We start from the raw sequence: 21895 nt of genomic DNA on the forward strand, positions 1-21895 counted from the left end.
CTTCAAGGACGACTACGGGGTTGAGAATCGGTATGTCAGTAATAGTTATTGTTGGCGAAGCCAGTGTCCCGGCTTCTCGCCAGACCACTGTGTCCACGCCGTGGGCGAGAGAGACTATGTCTTGGACGCTTCTGATTTGGCCTTCGCTTCGGCTTCGGCAGCCGCCTTCTCGATGGCAGCCTTCACTTCCGCTTGCTCTTTCTTGATCAACGCACGCTGCGAGGGTGGAACGTCCTCGAGCGTCGCATCTTGGCTGGCCTGCAGTGCACGCACGTACGCGACCACAGCCCAACGATCTTCGGCGCGAATCTGTGCGCGATACCCTGGCATCTTGCGAATGCCATTGCTGATCGTGCTGAACAGCTTGCCGTCAGGATAGACGTCTTGAAACAGCGTTTGATCGTGCAGATTCGAGGGTGGCGTCCAGGTCGTCGCCAAAATCCGCTGGGCACGCTGGTTGACCAAGCCGTTACCGTTTCCGTCCATCCCATGGCACACTGAGCAATACACGCCATAGACCGTCTTTCCGCGATACATCATCGCCTCGGTCAGCTCCACGGGGTTTTCAGTCAGCCAAGGCGTGGTGTCCACCGTCGGCCCAGACGCAGCAGAGAGCGAATGAGGCTGTTCGTCGCTGGACTGTTCATCCGCAGGTTTTTCATCAGCAGGTGTTGCGGCCGCAGGCTTTGCATCCGCTGGTGTTACGTCCGCAGGTTTTTCATCCGCAGCTTTTTCTTCCGCTGGCGTTTTCTCCTCGGACTTCATGTCAGCTGTCTGGTCTTCGGCGGCCGGCTCTTCGGCAGGCGTTGCCTCGGCAGGAGCCTTCTCGGCAGTGGGCTGATCGTCTGGCTTCGCGGCTTCCGATGCGGGTTTTTCCGATGCGGGTTCCTCGCCCTGAGGCTCGTCAGCTGCGGCGACCTCATCCCCTTCATCAACGGCTGCGTCGGCCTGCATCATCGCCACGAGGCGGCGGGCGCGGGGAGCGTCGATCTGGGACAGTTTCTGCAAATCGATCCCAGTGTGGTAGTCCAAATCCCAGTCCATCTCACCGCGATTGACCGTACCGGGAACATCGGGACGCATCGCCCGCCCATCGGCAAACAACGTCGACGTTTGCTGCATATCCTTGGCGGGCGAGAAATCCATGTCGGGGAAAATATGAAAACGCGGCGCGGTGCTCTTGGTCACTCGCATCCGAGCCACCAACAAAGCAGGGATCAACGAAAAGGAGATCAATACTGCAATGCCCACCAACAGGAACTTGGGAATCGCCTTGGGTGAATCGTCATCGCGGACCGTCTCGATGTACTCGCCACCGAGATCCCCCAAGAATGTTTTGGCGCCCGCCTCTTCAAAACGCTTGTCCTTGGCGTCCAAAAACAGAAAAAACGTGTCATCGGTAACGCGGTCGAATCGCGGGCTCGTGAACATCGGATTGCTGAAACGCGGCAAACCGTTGAGCGCCCACATCCCTAAAAACGTCGCGAACGAGGCAAACAGAATCGTCAACTCGAACGCCACTGGAATGGACGCCGGCAGCGAGATAAAGGGCTTGCCAGAGATAATGTATTGGTAGTCGATACCATTCATCCAGACCTGCATCGCCAGTGCCGTGCATGTACCGACGCCCCCGGCTGCCAGCGATATCCAAGGCAGGATCGTCGGCTTGATGCCGAGCGCCTTGTCGATTCCGTGAACCGCAAAGGGCGCGAACGCATCGGCCTTGGTATATCCCGCATCGCGAACTCGCTCGCAAGCCGCCAGCAGCGCACTGACGTCAGTGAACTCTGCGACCACGCCACGCACGACGTTACCGTCATCGACCGCTTTTGGTGAAGTGTTAGGTTTTGACATGAGATGAGCCGTCGGAAGCAAACCGAATGAAATGGGAAGTTATGTAAAAATGATGCTGGTCGTGACGTTGATCGCAGGGCGTGGCCCCGTGCCGATCAACCTTAGATCTCGGTGGCAGTTTCGCCCTGGTGAGCAAGGTGCATTTCCTTGGCCAACGTTGACTTGGTCTCGGCCATATTGACGATCGGCATCAACCGGCAGAACAACAGGAACAGCGTGAAGAACAAACCGAACGAACCAACGAGCATGGCCCAGTCAACCCAGGTCGGCGAAAAGTACGCCCAGGCACTCGGTAAATAGTCGCGTGACAAACTGGTACAGGTAATCACAAATCGCTCGAACCACATTCCGATGTTCACGAAGATCGACACAATGAACATGATCCAGGGAGTCGTGCGAGCCTTCTTCCACCAGAAGATATTGGGCGAAATCACGTTACATGAAATCATGATCCAATAGGCCCACCAATACGGCCCCAAGGCACGGTTCTTAAACGTAAAGGCTTCCTCACCCACCTGGCTGTACCAAGCGATGAAGAATTCCGTCCCGTAGGCCAAACCGACCATCAAGCCCGTTGTCAGAATGATCTTGCACATGTTTTCCAGGTGCCGGATCGTGATCAGTTTTTCGATTGCGAAGATCTTCCTCATCGGCACCATCAGCGTGATCACCATCGCGAAACCGGAGAAAATTGCCCCCGCGACGAAGTACGGCGGGAAGATGGTCGTGTGCCAACCGGGCACCTGCGACACAGCAAAGTCAAACGACACAATCGTGTGCACCGAAAGGACAAGCGGAGCAGCGAACGCGGCCAGCAATGCATAGGCCTTTTCGTAACGCATCCAGTGCCGCGATGACCCCGTCCACCCCAGCGAGAGGACACCATACACTGCACGGCGAAACGGGTTCTTGCTGCGATCCCGGAATGTTGCCAAATCGGGGACCATCCCCATATACCAGAAGATCAACGACACCGATGCGTACGTGCTGACCGCGAACACGTCCCACAGCAAGGGACTGCGGAACTGCGGCCACATCCACAAATTCAGGCTCGGATAAGGGGCCAACCAAAATGCCAACCAGGCGCGACCGACGTGGATACCCGGGAACGTTCCGGCACAGACAACGGCGAAAATCGTCATCGCCTCCGCTGTGCGGTTAATACTCGTCCGCCACTCCTGGCGAAACAAAAACAGAATCGCACTGATCAACGTCCCCGCGTGGCCGATACCGACCCAAAACACGAAGTTCACAATCGGCCAACCCCAGAAAACGGGACTGCGATTACCCCACACACCGACACCCATATAAAACAGGTACAGGATGCACAGGCCCAGCATCGTGGCCAGATTGACCGCCACGATGAAGCTGAATATCCACATCTTCGATGGCGGGTTCTCGGAGATTCGGCAAACCGATTCGGTGATCGAATGGAACGTCGAACTGCCGAGCACAAGCGGAGCACGCTGGCCGGGGCGTTCGACGGTATTATCCAAACCGTTGGAGACTGCGAGCGACATGAGAAGAAATGGGAAGTTGAAAGTGCGAAGTTTAAAAAATCAATGCGGCGATTACGTCGTGGTGAAACTGAGAGATCCACCCAGTTTCCGAAAACTCTAAACGATCGGCAGTGCGTACCGAGCGAGATTACGGCGGGCGTGTTGCTCGCCCTCTTCATGAGCATGATCGCCCGAGTTGTGTCCGTGCTCACCGCCATCACCATGCTCGTCGTGGCCGTGATGCGGAGCCTGGAGATTAGCCAGATCATCGAGTTGCACCCGTGTCATCAACGCGACGGGAGTATTGCGAATCCGAGACAGGTAACTGGTCCGTGGTTTCACATTGAGCTGGCTGAGCATCCCATAATTACGAATGTCCGCTTTCGCCTTGGACACCCGCGACTCGGGATCGACAACGTTGCCGAACTCGATGGCACCTGTTGGACAGGCCGCCTGGCAAGCTGTCACGATGGCACCGTCGGCAACCGTCTTACGACCTTCCTTACGAGCATCGATCTTGGCACCTTCAATACGCTGCACACAATAGGTGCATTTCTCCATGACGCCACGACCGCGGACGGTTACGTCAGGATTGAGCACGAGAGCCTGCAACTTGCGACTGGCCTCTTCGATGCTGCCCGGGTAAGCGTCGATTCCGTAACCAACACCGACATCTTCGTTGTAGTTAAAGAAGTTAAAGCGGCGGACCTTGAACGGGCAGTTATTGGCACAGTACCGCGTGCCAATGCAGCGGTTGTATGCCATCGCGTTAAGGCCTTCGTCGGTGTGCACTGTCGCGGCAACCGGACAAACCTGTTCGCAAGGTGCCGTTTCACAGTGCATGCACGCAACGGGCTCCTGCACGATGTCCGCGTGATCCTCATCGCCTTGGAAATAACGATCGATCCGCAACCAGTGCATCTCACGACTATTGCCAACCTGTTCTTTACCAACGATCGGCACGTTGTTTTCACTTTGGCAGGCGATCACACAATCGTTGCAGCCAAGACATTTGCTCAGGTCAACCGACATACCCCACTGAGGCACCAACTTCTCTGTTTTTTCAATCTGATTGATCGGTTCCTGCCACAGCGAGCCGTCGATCCCAACCTTGGGAACGTGAGGCCCCTTGGCAGCGGTGAACTCCGGCAATTTATCGAGCAGCGTTGTCGTGCCTTCGCGAATCAACGTGAAGCTGCGTTCCTCGGTTTCATCACGACCGAGCTCGTCGATCGCCCAGTGATCCTGGGTCGCACAGAGTTGATATTCAGTCAGTCGCGGGCGAGCCCGCAGCGAACTCGCCAACAGCATCGAGTCTGCCTTGCGGATCGCGGACACATCGAAGCCCACGGTCGGCACATCTTCACTGGGCATCCCACCGACCATCCCGACACGCGTACGGCCATACCCAATCGCCACACTGACCACACCCGGCGCACAACCAGGGACCTCAAAGACGGGCAATTCGACCTCGCCGTCATCAGTACGCAGCGACACCATCAAACCGTGCTTGGTACCAAGCGCTTTTGCTGAACGCGGGCTCATGATCGCCGCGTTATCCCAGGTCAGCTTCGTGACCGATTGCGGCATCTCCTGCAGCCAGCCGTTATTGGCAAAGCGACCGTCATACAACCCCTCAGCGGGTGTAAAGAGAACTTCAAAGCGATTATGGAACGACTCCTCGTCGTAATCCCATTCCAGGACAGGCGACTCGGCAGGCAATTCAACCGAAACATCCTGAGGCTCGACGGCCTCCGCCTTCACCACCATGTCATCGGAATACCCGTCATGCAGCAACTTTCGCCATTGACGGTCGCTGATCGCCGAACCCGAGACACTGTCGGCGGTGCGGCGAACGAGCTTACTGATTTCATATTCCTCTTCGCCCAACATCAACGCCAGCACTTCCGCGGGAGCCTGGCCACCGAGCAGCGGCAGAATCTGCGGCTGACAAACGCCGTAGTGACCTTCGCGTCCGACACAGTCACCCCAACTCTCAAACGGGTGAGCCAGCGGCAGGGACCACTCGCACTTCTCAGCAGTCTCGTCGTCATACATACCGAGATAGATCGAATGCTCGACGCGTGTCAGCGCCTCGGCAAAATCAATATCAGCGGGCGAGCCATAGACCGCGTTGGTGTCGACAATAAAGATTTCGTTGACATCCCCTGAGTTCATCTTGCCTACAAGCTGGCTCAGGGTGAGCTGATTCTTCAGCGATCCAGCGGCGAGGGGCGTGAACTTCTGAATCGAGCCCAACGAACCGAGCTTGGAGTTCAAGTCGATCCCCGCAGCAACCATCTCGGCCCCAAGAGCTTCGCCAACGACCACAACGCCACGATCACCTGCGGCAGCCAAATCCGAGGCAGCGGAATCAAGAAATCGCTCGAGCCGATCCTGTGGATCAATTTCATTGTAGGCTTGCTCGTCCTCAGTCACCGCCTCAACCTTCATCCCAGCCTTGGCGAGCGGGCCCGACTTCGCCTTCTCAATACGCCGACCGAGCTCAGCGATAAGGGCTGGCATCTGAGTAGGCCGAATCGCGATTCTCGCGTCGGCAGCCGCGCCAGTCGTCGTAAAACCACCTTCAGCGACATACAGACGACTCATCTTACCGACAACCGGATCCGCTTCACCGGTCAGCGGATCACGTGACTTCGAAAACGTCTTGGCGTTGTCGCCCGCACCGGACTGGCTACCGAGCAGATCGGACTGAATGGAAACGATTACCTTCGCACCGGTAAAATCAAAGTCTTGGCGAGACTCCGCACCAAACACCTTTTGCGTGGCCTGCCCCATAACGCCGCCACTAACGGAGTCATAAAAACACACCGAGGCCGCTGGCATCTTCGACTGGAGCTTAGCGAGCATCCGCAGCGTGGTGGGCGAGGTCGTCGGCGACATCAGAACCGCAAAACGTTCACCTTTACCGCCCGAACGCATCACTGCCGAGCCATACTTAACAAACGACGCCCAGTCCGACGCGACTCGCTTCTTACCTTCACGGCGAAGCGGCACACCGGTTTCACCACGGGTGCGATCCGGGTCATACAACTCCAGCATCGCAGCCTGAGCGTACGTGCCTGTCACACCACCGGCAGGGTGCTCGTTATTCGGCTCAACCTTCGTCGGACGCCCGTCGACGCAGCGAACCAACAGATGCCGAACCTCGCCAGCGATCTCGACATTGGTCGCCGAGAAATAAGTCTCACCGGGAACCCGGCCTTCGGGACGCACAACGAAGGGGGCAATCAATTCTTCCGGATAACGACATCCCGCCACCCCGGCCATCGCAAGCGAGGCACTCATCAACTGCATCCAACGGCGACGCGAGACGCCATCAGGAAATTCAGAGGCAGCTACCGGAAACTCGCGATGCAGAAAATCGTTCGTAAACGACTCATCACCGTTGAGTTCAGCCAGACTACGCCAATAGCGAGGCGCCTTCGCCGCTGCGGTAGCGTCAGGAGCGTCGGTGCCGGAGGGAGCATCGGAGTGCGAAGTGGTGGTCATATTCTAAAGAATGGCTGGCGGTTAGCTGAAAACAATGTGCAGACGAATAGTCGAAAAACGGGAACGCTTGCTCAGCGGTGGCAGACCGCACAGTGGGTCTGAGGGTTAATATTGAGCTTTTCACGCTGCTCCTTCGCGAACGCCGCCTGATCCCAATCCTTCGGCGGAACCCAGTCGAGCTTGGTCACCAATTCGATCGGACGAAGATGCTCGTCGGGCTCGCGGTGACATTCAATGCACCACGCCATCGACAACTGCTCGGCCTGATAAACGGTCTCCATCTGATCAACTCGGCCGTGACAGGTTTTGCAACTCACACCGGAATTAACGTGCACGGCGTGATTGAAATACACGAACTCGGGCAAATTATGGACACGCATCCAGGCCATACTCCGACCAGACTTCCAGCTCTCATGAATCGGCTGCAGCCGCTCGCTGTCAGTTCGCACAGCCGATGTCGCAGGCTGGCCGTTACTGCCGGCCGGTGCGTGGCAGTTGATACAGGTTGCCGTAGGCGGCACCGCTGCGTGAGCGGCATCAAACACGGTGTTGTGACAGTACCGGCAATCCATTTTCAACTGCCCTGCGTGCAACGCATGACTAAACGGCACCGGCTGGGTGGGCATGTAGCCAACATTGAGCGTTTGCGGGTCAGTGACCAACCCGCCCATGGCAGTCGCGTACACGAGACCGCCAAGGACCGCTAATCCGAGTACGCCCAGGAACGGATTGACCCATCGTGGGAATAGAAATCGCTTCATGATCGACCTAATGAACTCGGTGGCAAAACAGCGTCGCGTCGGGTACTTATAACCGCCTGCCAAGCCCTCTGGAGGTGGCGGTAGGCGGGGATTATCAGCCGCACACCGCACCGATGACAAGGCCACCATCGCGACCGCGACATTGTGTCGCACAAAAGGCAGCACGAGATCGCGGGCGAAAATGCAGTGGCAGTACAAAATGACAGGGTAAAACTATTCACGAAAATCGAATCGCACAACCAGGCTACGGCGAAGTTCCTCGTTCCTGAACCGGGAACTCTCCGTTTCTATTTCCTCAGCTGCTCATTCATCTCTTCAGTCGCTGCCCGCACGGCGTCCTGCCACCTCGCGTCGCCGTATTTCTCACCAAAATCACTGCGGGCGTGAGCGAAAATGATGCCGCGAGAGCTATTGATCACAGCCCCACGACCGGTATCGTCCAGTGCCGCCCGCACATCGTCCGCTGCGCCACCCTGAGCCCCGAAGCCGGGTACCAGCAGAATGCTGTGCGGCATCGCAGCCCGCAGTTCGACGAGCTGTTCTGGATATGTCGCGCCGACGACCGCCCCAATCGGCCCGTACCCGTCCGCGTCGAGCCGCCCCAAATTGAGCGACGTGACCAACTCGGCCACGGCCTGGTAGACCGTGTGCTCGCCGCAGCGCAAGTCCTGTAAATACCCACCGCCGGGATTGGATGTTTTCACCAACACAAAGATGCCTGCCGCCCGCTGATCACAGACATCCACAAACGGCTCGATGCTATCGCGGCCCAGGTACGGGCTGACCGTCAACGCGTCGCCGCCCCAGGGACTCGCCGACGCCGCATCACCACCCGCCGCCGCGATTCCGGCCGCACTTCCCAGGTACGCGTCGGCATATGCGGTCGCAGTACTGCCGATATCGTTGCGTTTGCCGTCGGTGATCACGATCAATCCAGACTGCGTGGCATGCCCGATCACCTCGCCGAGTGACACCATGCCGGCCGGACCGAGTTGCTCAAAAAAGGCCGCCTGCGGCTTCACGCATGGCACGATATCCTTCACAACATCAATAATCTCGCAGCAAAACTGCGTGTAGACCTTCGCCCAGGCCTGCGGCGAATCGTCGGCGACGCTGTCGCGGAGCGGCGCAGGCAATTGAGCTTTTCGTGGGTCCAGCCCCACGCACGTCACCGAACCGGTGCGGGAAATGGCGTCGTTGATCCGGGTCGCAAATGTCATGGCGTGTCGCATTGTGGCTAAGAGTGGACCCCCCATCGCTCGTCGAACAAGGGATCAAGAGGTTTTCGGGTGTCGCCGATCGCTCCGCAAACGCAACGTTCCACGCAACTTCCGCAGCGAGAAAGGCGACAGTTTTCCGCTCGATCCTAACGCAGAATTGCCTCGACCTGCATCCCCCGGAAACGCTGCATCACTCCATCCCCCCCCGGTGCCTCCTTGGCAGGGCAGTGGTGGCCGCCCCCGCTGGCGGCCACCCACCGGTGCGCTCGGCTCGGTAACTGCCGCTCAACTTGCTATGCTTACGCTGCCGTTCGATTGGGCCGGTAAATAGGGATTCTCTTTTTCTTCGCGAGATACGTTTGCTCTGGCAGGTCACGTCGTACGGTTTACTGATGCTAGCCGGCTTTCTCGCTGGCATCGTCAACACGGTTGCTGGCGGCGGCTCTTTTTTGACCCTGCCAACCTTGATGCTATTCGGCCTCGACCCCAAAACCGCCAATGCAACCAACCGCATTGCGATTTTGTGCTCGACCGCTGCAGCAGTCGCCACATTTCGCAAACACGGGCACGTCGATCGCACCCTCACGATCCGATTGGCAACCCCGACCCTGATTGGGGTACCCGTGGGCGCGCTGCTCGCGGTCTACCTCTCGGCCGACGCGTTTGAGAGCACGTTTGGTGTCCTGTTCATTGCGATGGCGATTCTATTGATCGCCAATCCCAAACGTTTTCTCAACGCGGGAAAGCACAAAACCTACCCGCCCACACTTCAAATCCCGGTCTTCTTCGCGATCGGGATTTATGTAGGATTCATCCAAGCTGGCATGGGGATCCTGCTATTACTGGCGTTGAGTTACTTCACAGACTCGACACTCGCTGGCTCCAACGGAGTCAAGAACAGCATCGGCCTGGTCGTCACCTTGACCGCGGCGATCCTATTTATCGCCTACGGCATGGTTGACTGGGTGCCAGGCCTGACGATGGCGGTTGGAAATGTGTTCGGTGGGGTGGTCGGCGCCAAGCTCGCGATCAAACGCGGCAGCCGTTTCGTGTTTGCGTTCCTGGTGGTCGTGATGCTGGCCACGGGCATCAAACTCGTGCTGGCATCCTAACGGATCGAGTGCCGCCATCTCGCTGCCCGGCAGCAAAGACCACTCCAATCGGTAATGAAAGCATTGCTGACGATGCATTTCCAAAGGAGGCGGGGAATGTGATTCACGTCCGAATGGTTTCGCCGGAAAATTAATGGCAAACCTAAAAACAAGACGTAGAGTTGGTCACTTCAGCCACGATCTCTCTAGCGGAAATCCATCATGTCACGCGTTCTCTCGATCTGCGTCTGCCTGCTCCTGACCGCGTCGAGCGCCAGCGCGGGCGGCCATCGCCATCACCGCTCCGCCGCCGGCCAGTCGATGACATTCGGCGGGGGTTATGTTGGCGGATACAGTGGATATGGCGGTTACTCTGGTCTTAGCGATTTCAATGGGATACCTTATTACGGATATGGATACGCGTACGATCCATACCGTCACGGGAGCTTCCGAGCCCCGGACTTGCTCAACGAACCCTACTTCCGAGCGCAACACAAGTTCGATAGTCAGTTCCCAGGTCGCTATTCGCGGCGGCCTCGATTGCAACTGCGAGGCACTGTGCCTGGCCATTGAGATGCAGGTACCACCACGATGTTTGCCAGCGAAGTGTTGAGTCGGGTACGAGTTGCCGACGTGGTAGATATCGGGATCGTCTCGATAACGCTCTATGTTTTGCTAATTTGGCTGCGAAGTCGCGCATCGCGATCCCTCGGGATCATGCTGGTATTGATAACAGGAACCTTCCTGTTGGCACGTTGGCTCGATCTCTACATGACGACGGCGGCGTTCCAATATGGATTCATGGGACTTCTCCTAGCGTTCGTGCTGGTCTTTCAACAGGACATTCGGCACGGCGTGGAGCGTCTGGGGGCGTACCGATGGTTTGGGGGCTCCCCGCCGGGCACTCCGTCTGACGCGATTCGCGATGTGATCGTCGAATCGGTCGTCGCCATGGCAAAACAGCGAATTGGGGCGCTGATTGTTTTCCCCGGTCGCGAACCGCTCGACCAACATGTTCGGGGCGGGGTGAACGTCCACGCGGACATTAGCTATCCACTCTTGCTGAGTATCTTTCACCCCGAGTCTCCCGGGCACGATGGTGCCATTGTGATCGATCGATCACGAATTGAGCGACTCGGGATCCACCTACCGCTGACCTCCGAACTGGGCAAGATCGGAGGCGGTGGAACTCGTCACGCCGCCGCGTTGGGCCTCACAGAGCGATGCGATGCGATGGTGGTGGTCGTTTCCGAAGAGGTCGGGACCATCACAATCGCCCGTGACGGCGAACTCGCAGTCGTTGACTCCTCCGTCTTAACTGAGCGTCTGCGTAGCTACTTCACCGACCAACTACCGTCCCAGCACGAGTCAACTTCGCCGCTACTGCGAAACATTGTCCTCAAGTGCATGGCCGTCGTACTCGCGTCGACCCTGTGGTACCTGTTCGCATATCGCACCGACACGATCCAGCGGACATTCTCAGTGCCCGTTGAGTACCGCAACCTGCCGAAGAACTGGGAAATCGATGAGCCCAAATCCACCCACGTCGAAGTCACGCTGTCCGGGTCCGAAGTTGCGTTTTCAATGCTGGACCCCACGACCATGATCGTCTCCTTAAAACTCGATCAGATGGGAGGTCAGCGTGTCGTCCACAAACGGATCGCACCGAGCCTCAAAAACATCCCCAAGGACCTGACCGTCGAACGGACGATCCCCGACGAAGTCCGCATTTCGATTCACCCCAAGTCAGGCGAGTGACCCACCGAGCTAAGCAGCTCTTCAATCGCGGTTTTGGTAACCGGTTTGACGAGGTGAAAATCGAACCCAGCCTCGTCACTGCGTGCCCGGTCCTGCTTTTGCCCCCACCCGGTCAATGCAAATAGTTTCACCGCGTCGCCGCCGGGCAGACTGCGGATCCGCCCAGCCACTTCGTAGCCATCCATCCCTGGCATACCGATGTCGAGAAACATGCATGATGGAGAAAACTCCTGGAACAACTCAATGCCTTCTGCACCCGATTCGGCCGTGGCGACGTCGTGCCCCATGGCGACGAGTAAACGTTTCAGACTGTGCAGCGCATCGACGTTGTCATCGACAGCCATGATTTTGAGCGACGTGCAAGCCGCCACGTCATCCGCCCCTGAGGCGTCGTCCGGTATCGATTCACTGGTAACCAAAGGCACCGCGACCCGAAATTCAGCTCCCTGATTCTCACCGTCACTGGCAACCGAAACGATGCCACCGTGCAACTCGACAATTCGCTTCACCAGCGCCAAACCGATGCCGAGACCGCCGTCACTCTGCTTGAGCTTTCGATTGACTTGAGCAAATAGTTCAAAGACTCGCTCTTGCATGTGAGTGGGGATGCCGATCCCGTTGTCTTTTACCGAGATGTACGCAAGTTTGTCGTCGGACGTGACATCCAATGTGATCTCACCGCCACTGGGTGTGTAGCGAGCGGCATTGTTGAGTAAATTTGAGACGACTTGAGCGAGTCGTGTCATGTCGCCGTTGACGATGAGACGCTCAGTAGGCCCGTGGGTGGTTAACCGATGAGACCCCGCTTCGATATTGGGTTCGCTCGTTTCAATGGCATGCTTGACAACATCAGCAAGATCGATGGGGTTTGTCTGAAGATGGATTTTGCCACTCGTGATCCGGCTGACCTCGAGGAGGTCGTCGACCAGCCGAACCATGTGATGCACCTGACGCTCGATCATCTCCAGCATTTCCGCATTTTCGTCCGGATCACTCTCTTCCTTCGACATCATGCTCAGCAGCTGGATTCCACTGAGAATGGGCGATAGCGGGTTTCGCAGCTCGTGAGCGAGCGTCGCCAAAAATTCGTCTTTGCGTTGATCGGCTCGCTGGAGCGCTGCTGCAAACTGCCGACTCTCCTCGAGCAGTCTCGCATTTTCGAGGCTTATTTTCGCCATCTCGTCACGTTGCCGAGTGACCTCTTGGCGTTCGGAGTAGAGATCGAAGAACACCGTCGCTTTGCTCTTCAAAACATCATTTTCAATGGGCTTTTGAAGGAAATCAACCGCTCCCTTTTCATAGCCTTCAAACCTCCGGCGCTGATCGGTTGTCCCAGCGGTAACAAAGACGATCGGAATTCGCCGAGTGCGATCCGAGCCACGCATCAGCTCGGCTAATTCAAACCCATCCATCCCCGGCATCTGAACATCGACCAGCGCCAACGCCACGTCGTGCAGGAGCAGCAACTCAAGTGCCTCGGCGCCAGAACGCGCTTTCAGCAAATTCAATCCGTCCCGCTTCAGCAGCCGTTCGAGGGCAATCAGATTGGCTTCACGATCATCCACAATCAAAAAATTGACCGCGGCGGGTGGCTCGTTACTCATCTGCTCAAATCCGATCATTCAAATATTGTGAGATTTCCTGAAGGCTCATCACCTTCGCAGTTGGGCAGGCGACAATGGCCGCCTCCGGCATCGCCCGGCAATGAGCCTCACTAGGCTCCTGAACCAGACCGAGCCCTCCGGCGCGAATGACCTCGCCGAGTCCTTGGGCGCCATCTTTATTGGCGCCCGTTAAGATAATTCCGAGCGTGCCTTCCGCAAACACATCCGCGGCCGTTTCAAAGAGCACATCGATCGATGGCCGCGAATAATTGACTTCCTCGTCACTACTCAGCGCCAACGAAACCTCATCTTCGACCAGCACATGGTAATCGGGCGGCGCTAAATAGACGTGCCCTGGCTCGAGCGACTGCTTGTCCTCAACCTCGATCATCGGACGCCGACATTGTGATTGCAACAAGGTGACAAGTTGGGTGTCCTTGCCCGATGGCATATGAATGACAATCACGATAGGAGCACGCAACTCCGGTCGCAACACCGACAAAATGGCAGAAATGGCCTCGATGCCACCCGCAGACGCTCCCATCACGACGGCTTGAATCTCATCCGTCATAGGTCACCTCGGCGACGGTAAATTCGTTCCTTGGGATCAAAATCCACAAACCCATCAGCGTGCGTTGAAAATCGGATACTCTCCTTTGCCCCCAGTCCCAAAAAACCGTTTCGTGGCAACGAATTCTTAAACAACCCGATCGCGCGATCCTGCAGCTCCTTGCGAAAATAAATCAACACGTTGCGGCACGAAATCAAGTGAACCTCGGCGAATACGGCATCTGAAGCGAGGCAATGGTCAGAAAAGACAATCCGGGACTTCAGACTCTTGTCAAATATCGCGGCTCCGTACGCTGCCGTGTAATAGTCCGATAGCGAGCTGGTGCCACCGGACTGACGATGGTTCTGTGTGAATAGACTAACTCGATCGAGAGCGTAGCGACCGGCTTCGGCACGCTTGAGTGCCTCCGCGTTAATATCGGTCGCATAAAAAATCGTGCGATCCTCCAATCCCGCCTCACGGAACAAGATGACCATCGAGTACACCTCTTCCCCATTGGCGCAGCCAGGGATCCACACCTTCAGCGACGGGTAGGTGCGCAGATGAGGGATCACTTGCTCTCGCAATGCCTTGAAGTAAGGCGGGTCGCGAAACAGTTCACTGACTTGCACCGTTAGATACGAAAGCAGGTCAGGCAGGGTCTCTTCATGATGCAAGACCAGGTCTTGCAATTGCGAGATTGTCTGGCAATCGAATCGCTCCAATGCAAGGACCAGCCGGCGTTTGAGTGAAGCGGAGGAGTAATTGCGAAAGTCGTAGTGGTACTTGAGGTAAATTGCTTCGAGCAATAGCCCCAGTTCGATATCGTGAATCTTCGCTGTCAAAATGTCATCCTGATTGCAAAATCAAACCGTACCCTAGCGTTCCAGCCCATGTTGGTACTTTCACCCAGGCCAGCCCTCTCTCCTACTAACTCTTAACGTTTTCGAATCCATACCCTCACCAGCGACAACAGCTTGTCGATATCCAATGGTTTTGCCATGTAGTCGTTGGCACCTGCGTCAATGCACTCGAGTTGATCATTCTTCATCGCTTTGGCCGTCAGCATGATGATAGGCAGGTCGCGAAACCGAGGCTGTTTTCGAATCTCACGTGTGGCTGTCAATCCATCCATTTCCGGCATCATCACATCCATCAATACCAGATCGACTCTGGTATCAGCTTGAGAGTCCGACTCGTCGAGGGCGACCAGTGCTTCTTTCCCATTTCGGGCGATCTGCACTTTCGCACCACGTGGTTCCAGAATACTGGTCAATGCGAAAATGTTCCGCACGTCATCTTCGACCACGAGTATCCGTCGGTTCTCCAATGCCGCCTCCCGGCTGCGGGCCTTCTTAATCATCTGCTGTTGCGCTTCGGGCAGTTCCTCGACGACTTGATGCAGAAACAATGTCACCTCATCGAGCAATCGCTCGGGGGACATCGCGCCTTTAATAATAATCGACTTCGAATACCGCCGGAGCATTTGCTCTTGCTCGACCGACAGTTCGCGGCCGGTATAGATGATGACTGGCGGGAACGAATAGTCGTCGTTACTGCTGAGGGTTTCCAGCAGCGAATAGCCCGACGAATCGGGCAGCGTCAGATCGAGCACCATGCAATCAAACGTCGTCGTTTTGAGATGCTGCAAACATTCCGCAACACTTTCGGCGCCCACGGTTTCAACGTCGCGAGAGGCCAGCAGTTTCTGCAGGCTGTCTAGTTGCACCGCATCGTCCTCGACGACCAATACGCGGCGCGTCCGCTGATTCAATTGAGTTTGCAGGGACTGCAAGGTCTCCAACAACATCTCACGAGTCACCGGCTTCACGGCATACCCGACGGCCCCCAGCGCGAGCGCGGTTTCAGAAAAGTCGTTTGCCGAGATCATGTGCACGGGAATGTGCCGCGTGCGAGCATCCTGTTTGAGTCGATCCAGAACCACGAGCCCGGTCTCGTCCGGCAACCCCACATCCAGCACAATGGCTTGAGGCAGGAACTGTGCCGCTAGCGCCAAGGCTTCCTGAGCCGACGTTGCGATCACGCACTGGAACTCCATTTCACGGGCGACCTGGGCCAAGATATCTGCAAAGGACTCGTCGTCTTCGACAATGAGGATCACGCGTTGGTCCCCCCGCAGCTTCTGCCGATCATCGGCGACCCGAGATCGCAGCGGCTGGATCGGTTTCAAGCGATCGACCGTCGTCACCGCTGACATTGCCGGTCTGACATAATCGGATGGAATGTTCTGAGGGCGCGGCATCGGCGCGGTGCCAGCATCCTCCGTCGTGGGCTGATACGAGACGGGCAGAATTAGCGTGAAGACGCTGCCTTCATTCACCTTGCTGCTCAGTCGCATCTCACCTCCCAAGATCCGGGTCAGCTCGGTCGTGATGGAGAGCCCCAGCCCGGTACCACTGAATTTTCGCGTCGCGGCACTGTCGACCTGCCGGAATGCCTCGAAGACAGCTTGTTGGTCTTCATCGGCAATGCCAATCCCGGTGTCCGACACCTCGAAGGAAACGGCGTCCTGGGAATACTTCGACACGCGCATCGCTACCTGGCCGTGATCGGTGAATTTGATCGCGTTGGATAGTAGGTTTTTCAGAATTTGTTCGAGTCGCTGCTGATCCGTAAATATCTGCTCAGGAACATCGCTCTGGACACTAGTGTGGAATTCAAGTTCCTTCTCTGCGGCCAGTGGACGCATCGTCTTGTCCAGTTCACCCACCACGTCGGCCAACCACGCCTGCTCGGGACGGATGGTCATTTTCCCGGCTTCGATTTTGGACAAGTCGAGGATGTCGTTAATCAGGTGCAACAGATCATTACCCGCGGAATGAATGGTCTCGGCGGACTCGATCTGCTCGGCCGTGAGGTTGCCCGTGGCATTTTCCGCCAGGAGTTTGGCCAGGATCAGCGATGAGTTCAGCGGCGTCCGCAGCTCGTGCGACATGTTGGCAAGAAAATCTGATTTGTAGCGACTGGCCGCTTCGACTTCCTTCGCTTTCGCCTGCGTCGCCAGGGTCGCGCGAGCCAATTCGTCGCGTTGCGATTGCAGCAAGTGCGTGTGCTCTTCCAACTGGAGATTGCTCTGCTCGAGCTCCACCTGCTGCTGCTCCAACTGCGCCTGTGATTGCTGGAGCACCTGACTCTGGACCTCGAGTTCCTCATTGGAGACTCGCAACTCCTCTCCCTGCTGCTGCAATTCTTCGGCCTGCTGCCGCTTTTCCAGCAACAGTTGATGGAGGTGGGAGCGATACCGGGACGACGCGACCGCGACGCCCACAGGCTCGGAAATCGACTCCAGAAACGCGAGCACTTCCGCCGTAACGGGGCGCATGAAACCTAGCTCCGCGACCGCGTTGACTTCCTTTTCCGTATTCATCGGCACAATCACCAAACCATGCGGCTTGGCCTGACCCAAAGACGACCCGACCGTGAGGTAGCCGTCGGGGACATCGGTGAAATGAAACAGGCGGCCGCTCTTGATTGCCTGGCCGATCAAACCTTCGGAGGCCGATGCCCGGTCGAGCACATTGGCGGCACTCGGAATGCCGTAGGTCGCCGTGCGATGGAAGACCTCGTCGTTGCGGACGAAAAAGGCACCCACGTCGGCAGCTAAGAAATCCGCTAAAAACGTCAACACATTCTCACCGAATACCGCTGGCTTCAGATCGCCGCCCATCGTTTCAGCGAGTGCCGCTTTGCCCGACTGAATCCATGCTTGCTGCCTGACGATGGCGTTGTTGGCGATATAGAAATAGCCGACCGTGCCGATCACCCAAAAGCTCAAGATTCCAAAGGCGCGATTGACCTGTGCGATGTCCCGGTCGGCACCACCCGTATCCGTGATGAAGGTGACCGACATCAGCACCGTACACGCCGCTGTCACTACCAGCGGCATACTCTTTGATCGCAAAAACAGCGAAAACGTGATCGGAAATAGGTAGAAAATCCAGACGGCCACGCCCAGCGGAGTGAAGTAGTCCGCAAATAGCACCACCACGAGCGCAGCACTGATCCCAAGATAGATGAGGGTCGAACGCTTGGCCGCCTGATCAATCGATTTGCGGTAGGCGAGCGATAGTTGATAACCCGGGGTGTCGGACATGGAGAATGGGTGCATGAGGTTAAAATCAGTGAACTTCACTCGTCTCTAATCGACAGACTTCCCACGACGAACACTGATATACAACAATATCACCGCCCCCACGAGGGAGCCCACCCAGCCGCTGGACTGGACCAGCGAACCACCTTGAAACAGATACCCGAGGGCACCGCCGACAAACGATCCCACAACCCCCAATAGCATCGTACGCAAGCAGCCCATCTGTTGGTCACCTGGCACGATCACTCTCGCGATGAGTCCAACGAGTAGCCCGAAAATGACCCAGCCAATCATCCAAAACATGGGGTTATCTTTTTGCAAATAGAAAGTTATTAAGTGGGTTTCGGGAGAGCGCCCAATCGCCTCGCTCCAGAGTCCCTGCGAAGAGTCTCACTTCCGAGAGTTGGATCCGATCGTTTCGTCCCGAAATGGCAGAGGTCGATCCGGAGAGACTGACATGCCAGAGCATCGAGATGCATTTCATGTGCCAATATTCCTCAGGACGATCGTAGGCAGCAGCGGCGTGTTGCTGCGGTCGCATTTCGATCATCTTGGTCGCTCAGGCACCAGCCTATTCGCGGGGCATACGACTCGTTGCGCAGCCGCGGAATGCTACAATGCGGTCGTGTTGGTTCGATGCCTCGGTTGATGGAGATTTCAAAATGACGAATAGTAATCGCAAACCCACGACGACTGATGCGGGCATGGGTGTCGCCAGCGACGAGCAGTCGCTGAGTGTTGGCCCCGACGGTCCGATCTTGCTGCATGACCATTACCTCATTGAGCAGATGGCCAATTTCAACCGCGAGCGAATCCCCGAGCGTCAGCCGCACGCGAAGGGCTCTGGCGCTTTCGGCCATTTCGAAGTCACCCACGATGTGAGTGCCTACACCAAGGCGGCTGTGTTCCAGCCGGGAACGAAAACCGAAATCTTGGCTCGTTTCTCGACCGTGGCGGGCGAACGAGGAAGCCCAGATACATGGCGTGACCCACGGGGGTTCTCCCTGAAGTTCTATACGAGCGAGGGCAACTACGACATGGTCGGCAACAACACGCCTGTGTTCTTCGTGCGTGACCCCATGAAGTTCCAGCACTTTATCCGTTCACAGAAACGACGTGCCGACAACGGGCTTCGAGACCACGACATGCAGTGGGATTTCTGGACGCTGTCACCAGAGTCCGCTCACCAAGTCACTTGGTTGATGGGCGATCGAGGGATCCCGAAAACTTTTCGGCATATGAACGGTTACTCCAGCCACACGTACATGTGGGTCAATGCAGACGGTCAGCGGTTCTGGGTGAAGTACCATTTCAAAACCGACCAAGGAATCGACTTCCTGACCCAAGAGGATGCCGATCGACTGGCCGGCAGCGATAGCGACTACCATCGTCGCGACCTGTTTAACTCGATCAAGCAAGGCGACTATCCCAGTTGGACGCTGCACATGCAGATCATGCCGTTTGAGGATGCAGCGACCTATCGCTTGAACCCATTCGACCTCACGAAGGTCTGGCCGCATGCGGATTACCCGCTGCACGAGGTCGGCCGCTTCACGCTCAACCGCAACCCGACTGATTTCCATACCGAGATCGAACAGGCAGCGTTTGAGCCAAATAATCTCGTGCCGGGCATCGGCATCAGCCCCGACAAAATGCTGCTCGGCCGGATGTTTGCATACGCTGACGCCCACCGTCACCGCATTGGAGTCAACTACAAACAGATCCCCGTCAATAAGCCACAATGCCCCGTCTTCAGCTATAGCAAAGACGGCTCGATGCGAGTGGAGAACGTGTCCGACCCTGTTTACGCTCCCAATTCCAAGGGCGGCCCGGCGGCCGATCCGGAGCGTTATCCGGAATCAGCAACCTGGTCCGCCAATGGCGAGTTTATCCGTGCCGCCTACACACTGCGTCAAGACGATGACGACTTTGGCCAAGCTGGAACGCTCGTCCGCGATGTCATGGACGACGCCGCACGCGATCGCTTAGTCTCCAACGTGGTCGGGCACCTCAAGGCGGATGTCACGCAACCCGTACTGGAGCGCGCATTGGAGTACTGGCGGAACATCGACCAGACCACCGGTGACCGTATCGCCAAGGCGTTTTAGGAACGAGCGGAAAAGTGGCCGAACGCTACGCGGTCGGGATGGTCGACCGCGGAGCGGTCGGCCACAATATCAGACAGTCATTTCGGCTCATCCGACGGAAGGGTGCGTGGGAGCACAGCGGAAGTTTTTTTAAGGATCGCTCCCGTATCCAATCTGTTTTCAACGAAGCGTCCCTGACGCAGGTCTTGGAAATACATGAAGCTCGGGTCCGAAAGCCATTGGGCATCTCCGTCGGGTTTCCAAACAAAAGATGGATAATGTCGCAGAAAGTTCACACTGATGGCGTAGCCCCCGGGCTGCGGTCCAGACAACAAGGACAACCTGAATAGCCACGGCGGCAACCGCAAGACATGGTATCCGCTTGGCGAACCATTCGGCCGTCATGACGCGACCTCAGCACTCACTGATGTTAACGGCCAGCCCGCCGCGGGATGTTTCTTTATAACGTGATGACATGTCTGCTCCGGTGCGCTTCATCACGCGGATGACGCGGTCGAGTGAAACAAAATGCTCGCCGTCGCCGCGCAGCGCTAAACGACTCGCGTTGATCGCTTTGACCGCTCCCATGGCGTTGCGCTCGATACAGGGTACTTGCACGAGGCCTTTGATCGGATCGCAGGTCAATCCGAGATTATGCTCCATGCCTATCTCGGCAGCTTGCTCTACTTGCCGGGGCGCCCCCCCCAACGCTTCGGTCAACGCCCCAGCGGCCATCGAACAGGCGACGCCGACCTCGCCTTGGCAACCAACCTCCGCACCGGAGATAGAGGCGTTGCGTTTGTAGAGTGAACCGATCACGGCAGCGGTCAGCAGGAACCGTTGGATCGTATCCGGCGTGACCGAATCACAAAATCGATCGAGATAGTGCAGCAGTGCCGGGATGATGCCTGCCGCCCCATTGGTCGGTGCCGTCACGACTCGACCTCCCGCTGCATTCTCTTCATTAACTGCCAACGCATAGAGGTCGACCCAGTCGAGCACGGTCATCGGGTCGCGCATTTCCAACTCGACCTGTTCGCTCAGTTTCCGAAATAAAGCTGGGGCGCGGCGGCGGATCTTCAGTCCCCCAGGCAGGATGCCCTCGATACGGCAACCGCGCTCCACACAGTCCCGCATCGTTTGCCAGATCCGATCAAGACCCTCGCGAATCTCCTCGTCGCTCCGCAGCGCTCGTTCATTCGCAAGCGCCAGATCACTGATTGAAATACCATGCTGCTGAGTCAACTCCAGTAACTCGCGTGCGGACGAAAATGGATAAGGAACGGGCACCTCGAGTGGCGCTGGCATGCGAATTCCCATCGTCTCATCGTCTGCAGCCTGGGCTCGGATCACGAACCCGCCACCAATGGAGAAGTAGGTTGCTTCGTAGACGGCACGCTCAGCGTCGCAAGCATCGAAGGCCTGGAATTTCAGTGCGTTGGCATGCGTGTCCAGCGTAATTCTGCGATTGAACACCAGATCGGTAGTTTCATCAAAGGCGATCTGTTGGTTCCCGGCCAGTTGCAGTTTTTTGTCATTGCGGATGGACTGGATCTTTTCGGCAGTCAATTCAGGATCGATCTGATCGGGAACCTCGCCTTGCAAGCCCATCAGCACGGCGATGTCGGTGGCGTGGCCGAGGCCGGTCAGGGCCAGAGAGCCGTACAGATCAACACGCACACGCTGGACGCTGCCAATCAGACGACGCTCGGACAGTTCGTTCAGGAACATCTCCGCAGCGCGCATGGGGCCGACCGAATGGGAGCTCGATGGGCCAATGCCTATCTTGAAAAGATCAAAAACACTGTAGTAGGGTAGTTCAGAGGTCATCGTGCCATTGTAACCGT

At 56.9% G+C, this 21895-nt stretch carries 15 protein-coding genes; 4 read left to right on the forward strand and 11 right to left on the reverse strand.

Annotated features, from left to right (window positions below):
- Positions 1 to 114: 114 nt before the first annotated feature.
- The 5 genes from SH410x_RS24555 to pyrF all read right to left on the reverse strand — a co-directional run bounded on the left by SH410x_RS24555 (position 115) and on the right by pyrF (position 8847).
- A complete protein-coding gene (locus SH410x_RS24555; protein ID WP_473671647.1) occupies positions 115 to 1854 on the reverse strand; it encodes a quinol:electron acceptor oxidoreductase subunit ActD in 1740 nt (579 codons plus the stop codon).
- A gap of 101 nt (positions 1855 to 1955) precedes the next feature.
- Positions 1956 to 3374, reverse strand: a complete 1419-nt coding sequence (gene nrfD / locus SH410x_RS24560) for an NrfD/PsrC family molybdoenzyme membrane anchor subunit (RefSeq protein ID WP_473671649.1) — start codon at positions 3372 to 3374, stop codon at positions 1956 to 1958.
- A 96-nt stretch (positions 3375 to 3470) separates the two neighbouring features.
- Entirely contained in the window at positions 3471 to 6866 is a 3396-nt protein-coding gene (locus tag SH410x_RS24565; RefSeq protein ID WP_473671651.1) for a TAT-variant-translocated molybdopterin oxidoreductase, read from the reverse strand.
- 71 nt (positions 6867 to 6937) lie between these two features.
- Positions 6938 to 7627 carry a cytochrome c3 family protein gene (locus SH410x_RS24570; protein WP_473671653.1) on the reverse strand — a complete coding sequence of 230 codons (690 nt, stop codon included), beginning with the start codon at positions 7625 to 7627 and terminating at the stop codon, positions 6938 to 6940.
- A 287-nt stretch (positions 7628 to 7914) separates the two neighbouring features.
- Positions 7915 to 8847, reverse strand: coding sequence for an orotidine-5'-phosphate decarboxylase (gene pyrF / locus SH410x_RS24575; protein WP_473671655.1), 933 nt, complete (start codon positions 8845 to 8847; stop codon positions 7915 to 7917).
- A gap of 392 nt (positions 8848 to 9239) precedes the next feature.
- Between pyrF and SH410x_RS24580 the strand changes: the two genes are divergently transcribed.
- From SH410x_RS24580 to SH410x_RS24590, 3 genes are all read left to right on the forward strand, one after another.
- Complete coding sequence (locus SH410x_RS24580) at positions 9240 to 9959, forward strand: sulfite exporter TauE/SafE family protein (protein ID WP_473671657.1); 720 nt, start codon at positions 9240 to 9242, stop codon at positions 9957 to 9959.
- Positions 9960 to 10160: 201 nt separating this feature from the next.
- Entirely contained in the window at positions 10161 to 10511 is a 351-nt protein-coding gene (locus SH410x_RS24585) for a hypothetical protein (RefSeq protein ID WP_473671659.1), read from the forward strand.
- 18 nt (positions 10512 to 10529) lie between these two features.
- Positions 10530 to 11696: a diadenylate cyclase gene (locus SH410x_RS24590; protein WP_473671661.1), complete on the forward strand. Its 1167-nt coding sequence runs from the start codon at positions 10530 to 10532 to the stop codon at positions 11694 to 11696.
- On the opposite strand, the gene SH410x_RS24595 is transcribed toward SH410x_RS24590, so the two are convergent.
- From SH410x_RS24595 to SH410x_RS24615, 5 genes are all read right to left on the reverse strand, one after another.
- On the reverse strand, positions 11675 to 13318 hold the full coding sequence (locus tag SH410x_RS24595; protein ID WP_473671663.1) for a response regulator: 1644 nt from the start codon (positions 13316 to 13318) through the stop codon (positions 11675 to 11677). The genes SH410x_RS24590 and SH410x_RS24595 overlap by 22 nt on opposite strands.
- Complete coding sequence (locus SH410x_RS24600) at positions 13305 to 13871, reverse strand: chemotaxis protein CheB (RefSeq protein ID WP_473671665.1); 567 nt, start codon at positions 13869 to 13871, stop codon at positions 13305 to 13307. The genes SH410x_RS24595 and SH410x_RS24600 overlap by 14 nt, the downstream gene beginning before the upstream one ends.
- On the reverse strand, positions 13868 to 14695 hold the full coding sequence (locus tag SH410x_RS24605; protein ID WP_473671667.1) for a CheR family methyltransferase: 828 nt from the start codon (positions 14693 to 14695) through the stop codon (positions 13868 to 13870). Before SH410x_RS24605 ends, SH410x_RS24600 begins: the two co-directional genes overlap by 4 nt.
- 92 nt (positions 14696 to 14787) lie before the next feature.
- Positions 14788 to 17979, reverse strand: a complete 3192-nt coding sequence (locus SH410x_RS24610; protein WP_473671669.1) for a response regulator — start codon at positions 17977 to 17979, stop codon at positions 14788 to 14790.
- Between the two features lie 30 nt (positions 17980 to 18009).
- Positions 18010 to 18264 carry a GlsB/YeaQ/YmgE family stress response membrane protein gene (locus SH410x_RS24615; RefSeq protein ID WP_473671671.1) on the reverse strand — a complete coding sequence of 85 codons (255 nt, stop codon included), beginning with the start codon at positions 18262 to 18264 and terminating at the stop codon, positions 18010 to 18012.
- Positions 18265 to 18623: 359 nt separating this feature from the next.
- Here SH410x_RS24615 and SH410x_RS24620 point away from each other — a divergent pair, with 359 nt between their 5' ends.
- On the forward strand, positions 18624 to 20069 hold the full coding sequence (locus SH410x_RS24620; RefSeq protein ID WP_473671673.1) for a catalase: 1446 nt from the start codon (positions 18624 to 18626) through the stop codon (positions 20067 to 20069).
- A 393-nt stretch (positions 20070 to 20462) separates the two neighbouring features.
- Here the strand turns inward: SH410x_RS24620 and SH410x_RS24625 are convergent, their stop codons facing one another.
- Positions 20463 to 21878: an L-serine ammonia-lyase gene (locus SH410x_RS24625; RefSeq protein WP_473671675.1), complete on the reverse strand. Its 1416-nt coding sequence runs from the start codon at positions 21876 to 21878 to the stop codon at positions 20463 to 20465.
- Positions 21879 to 21895: the final 17 nt, after the last annotated feature.

This window comes from Rhodopirellula sp. SH410 (genome assembly GCF_055811895.1).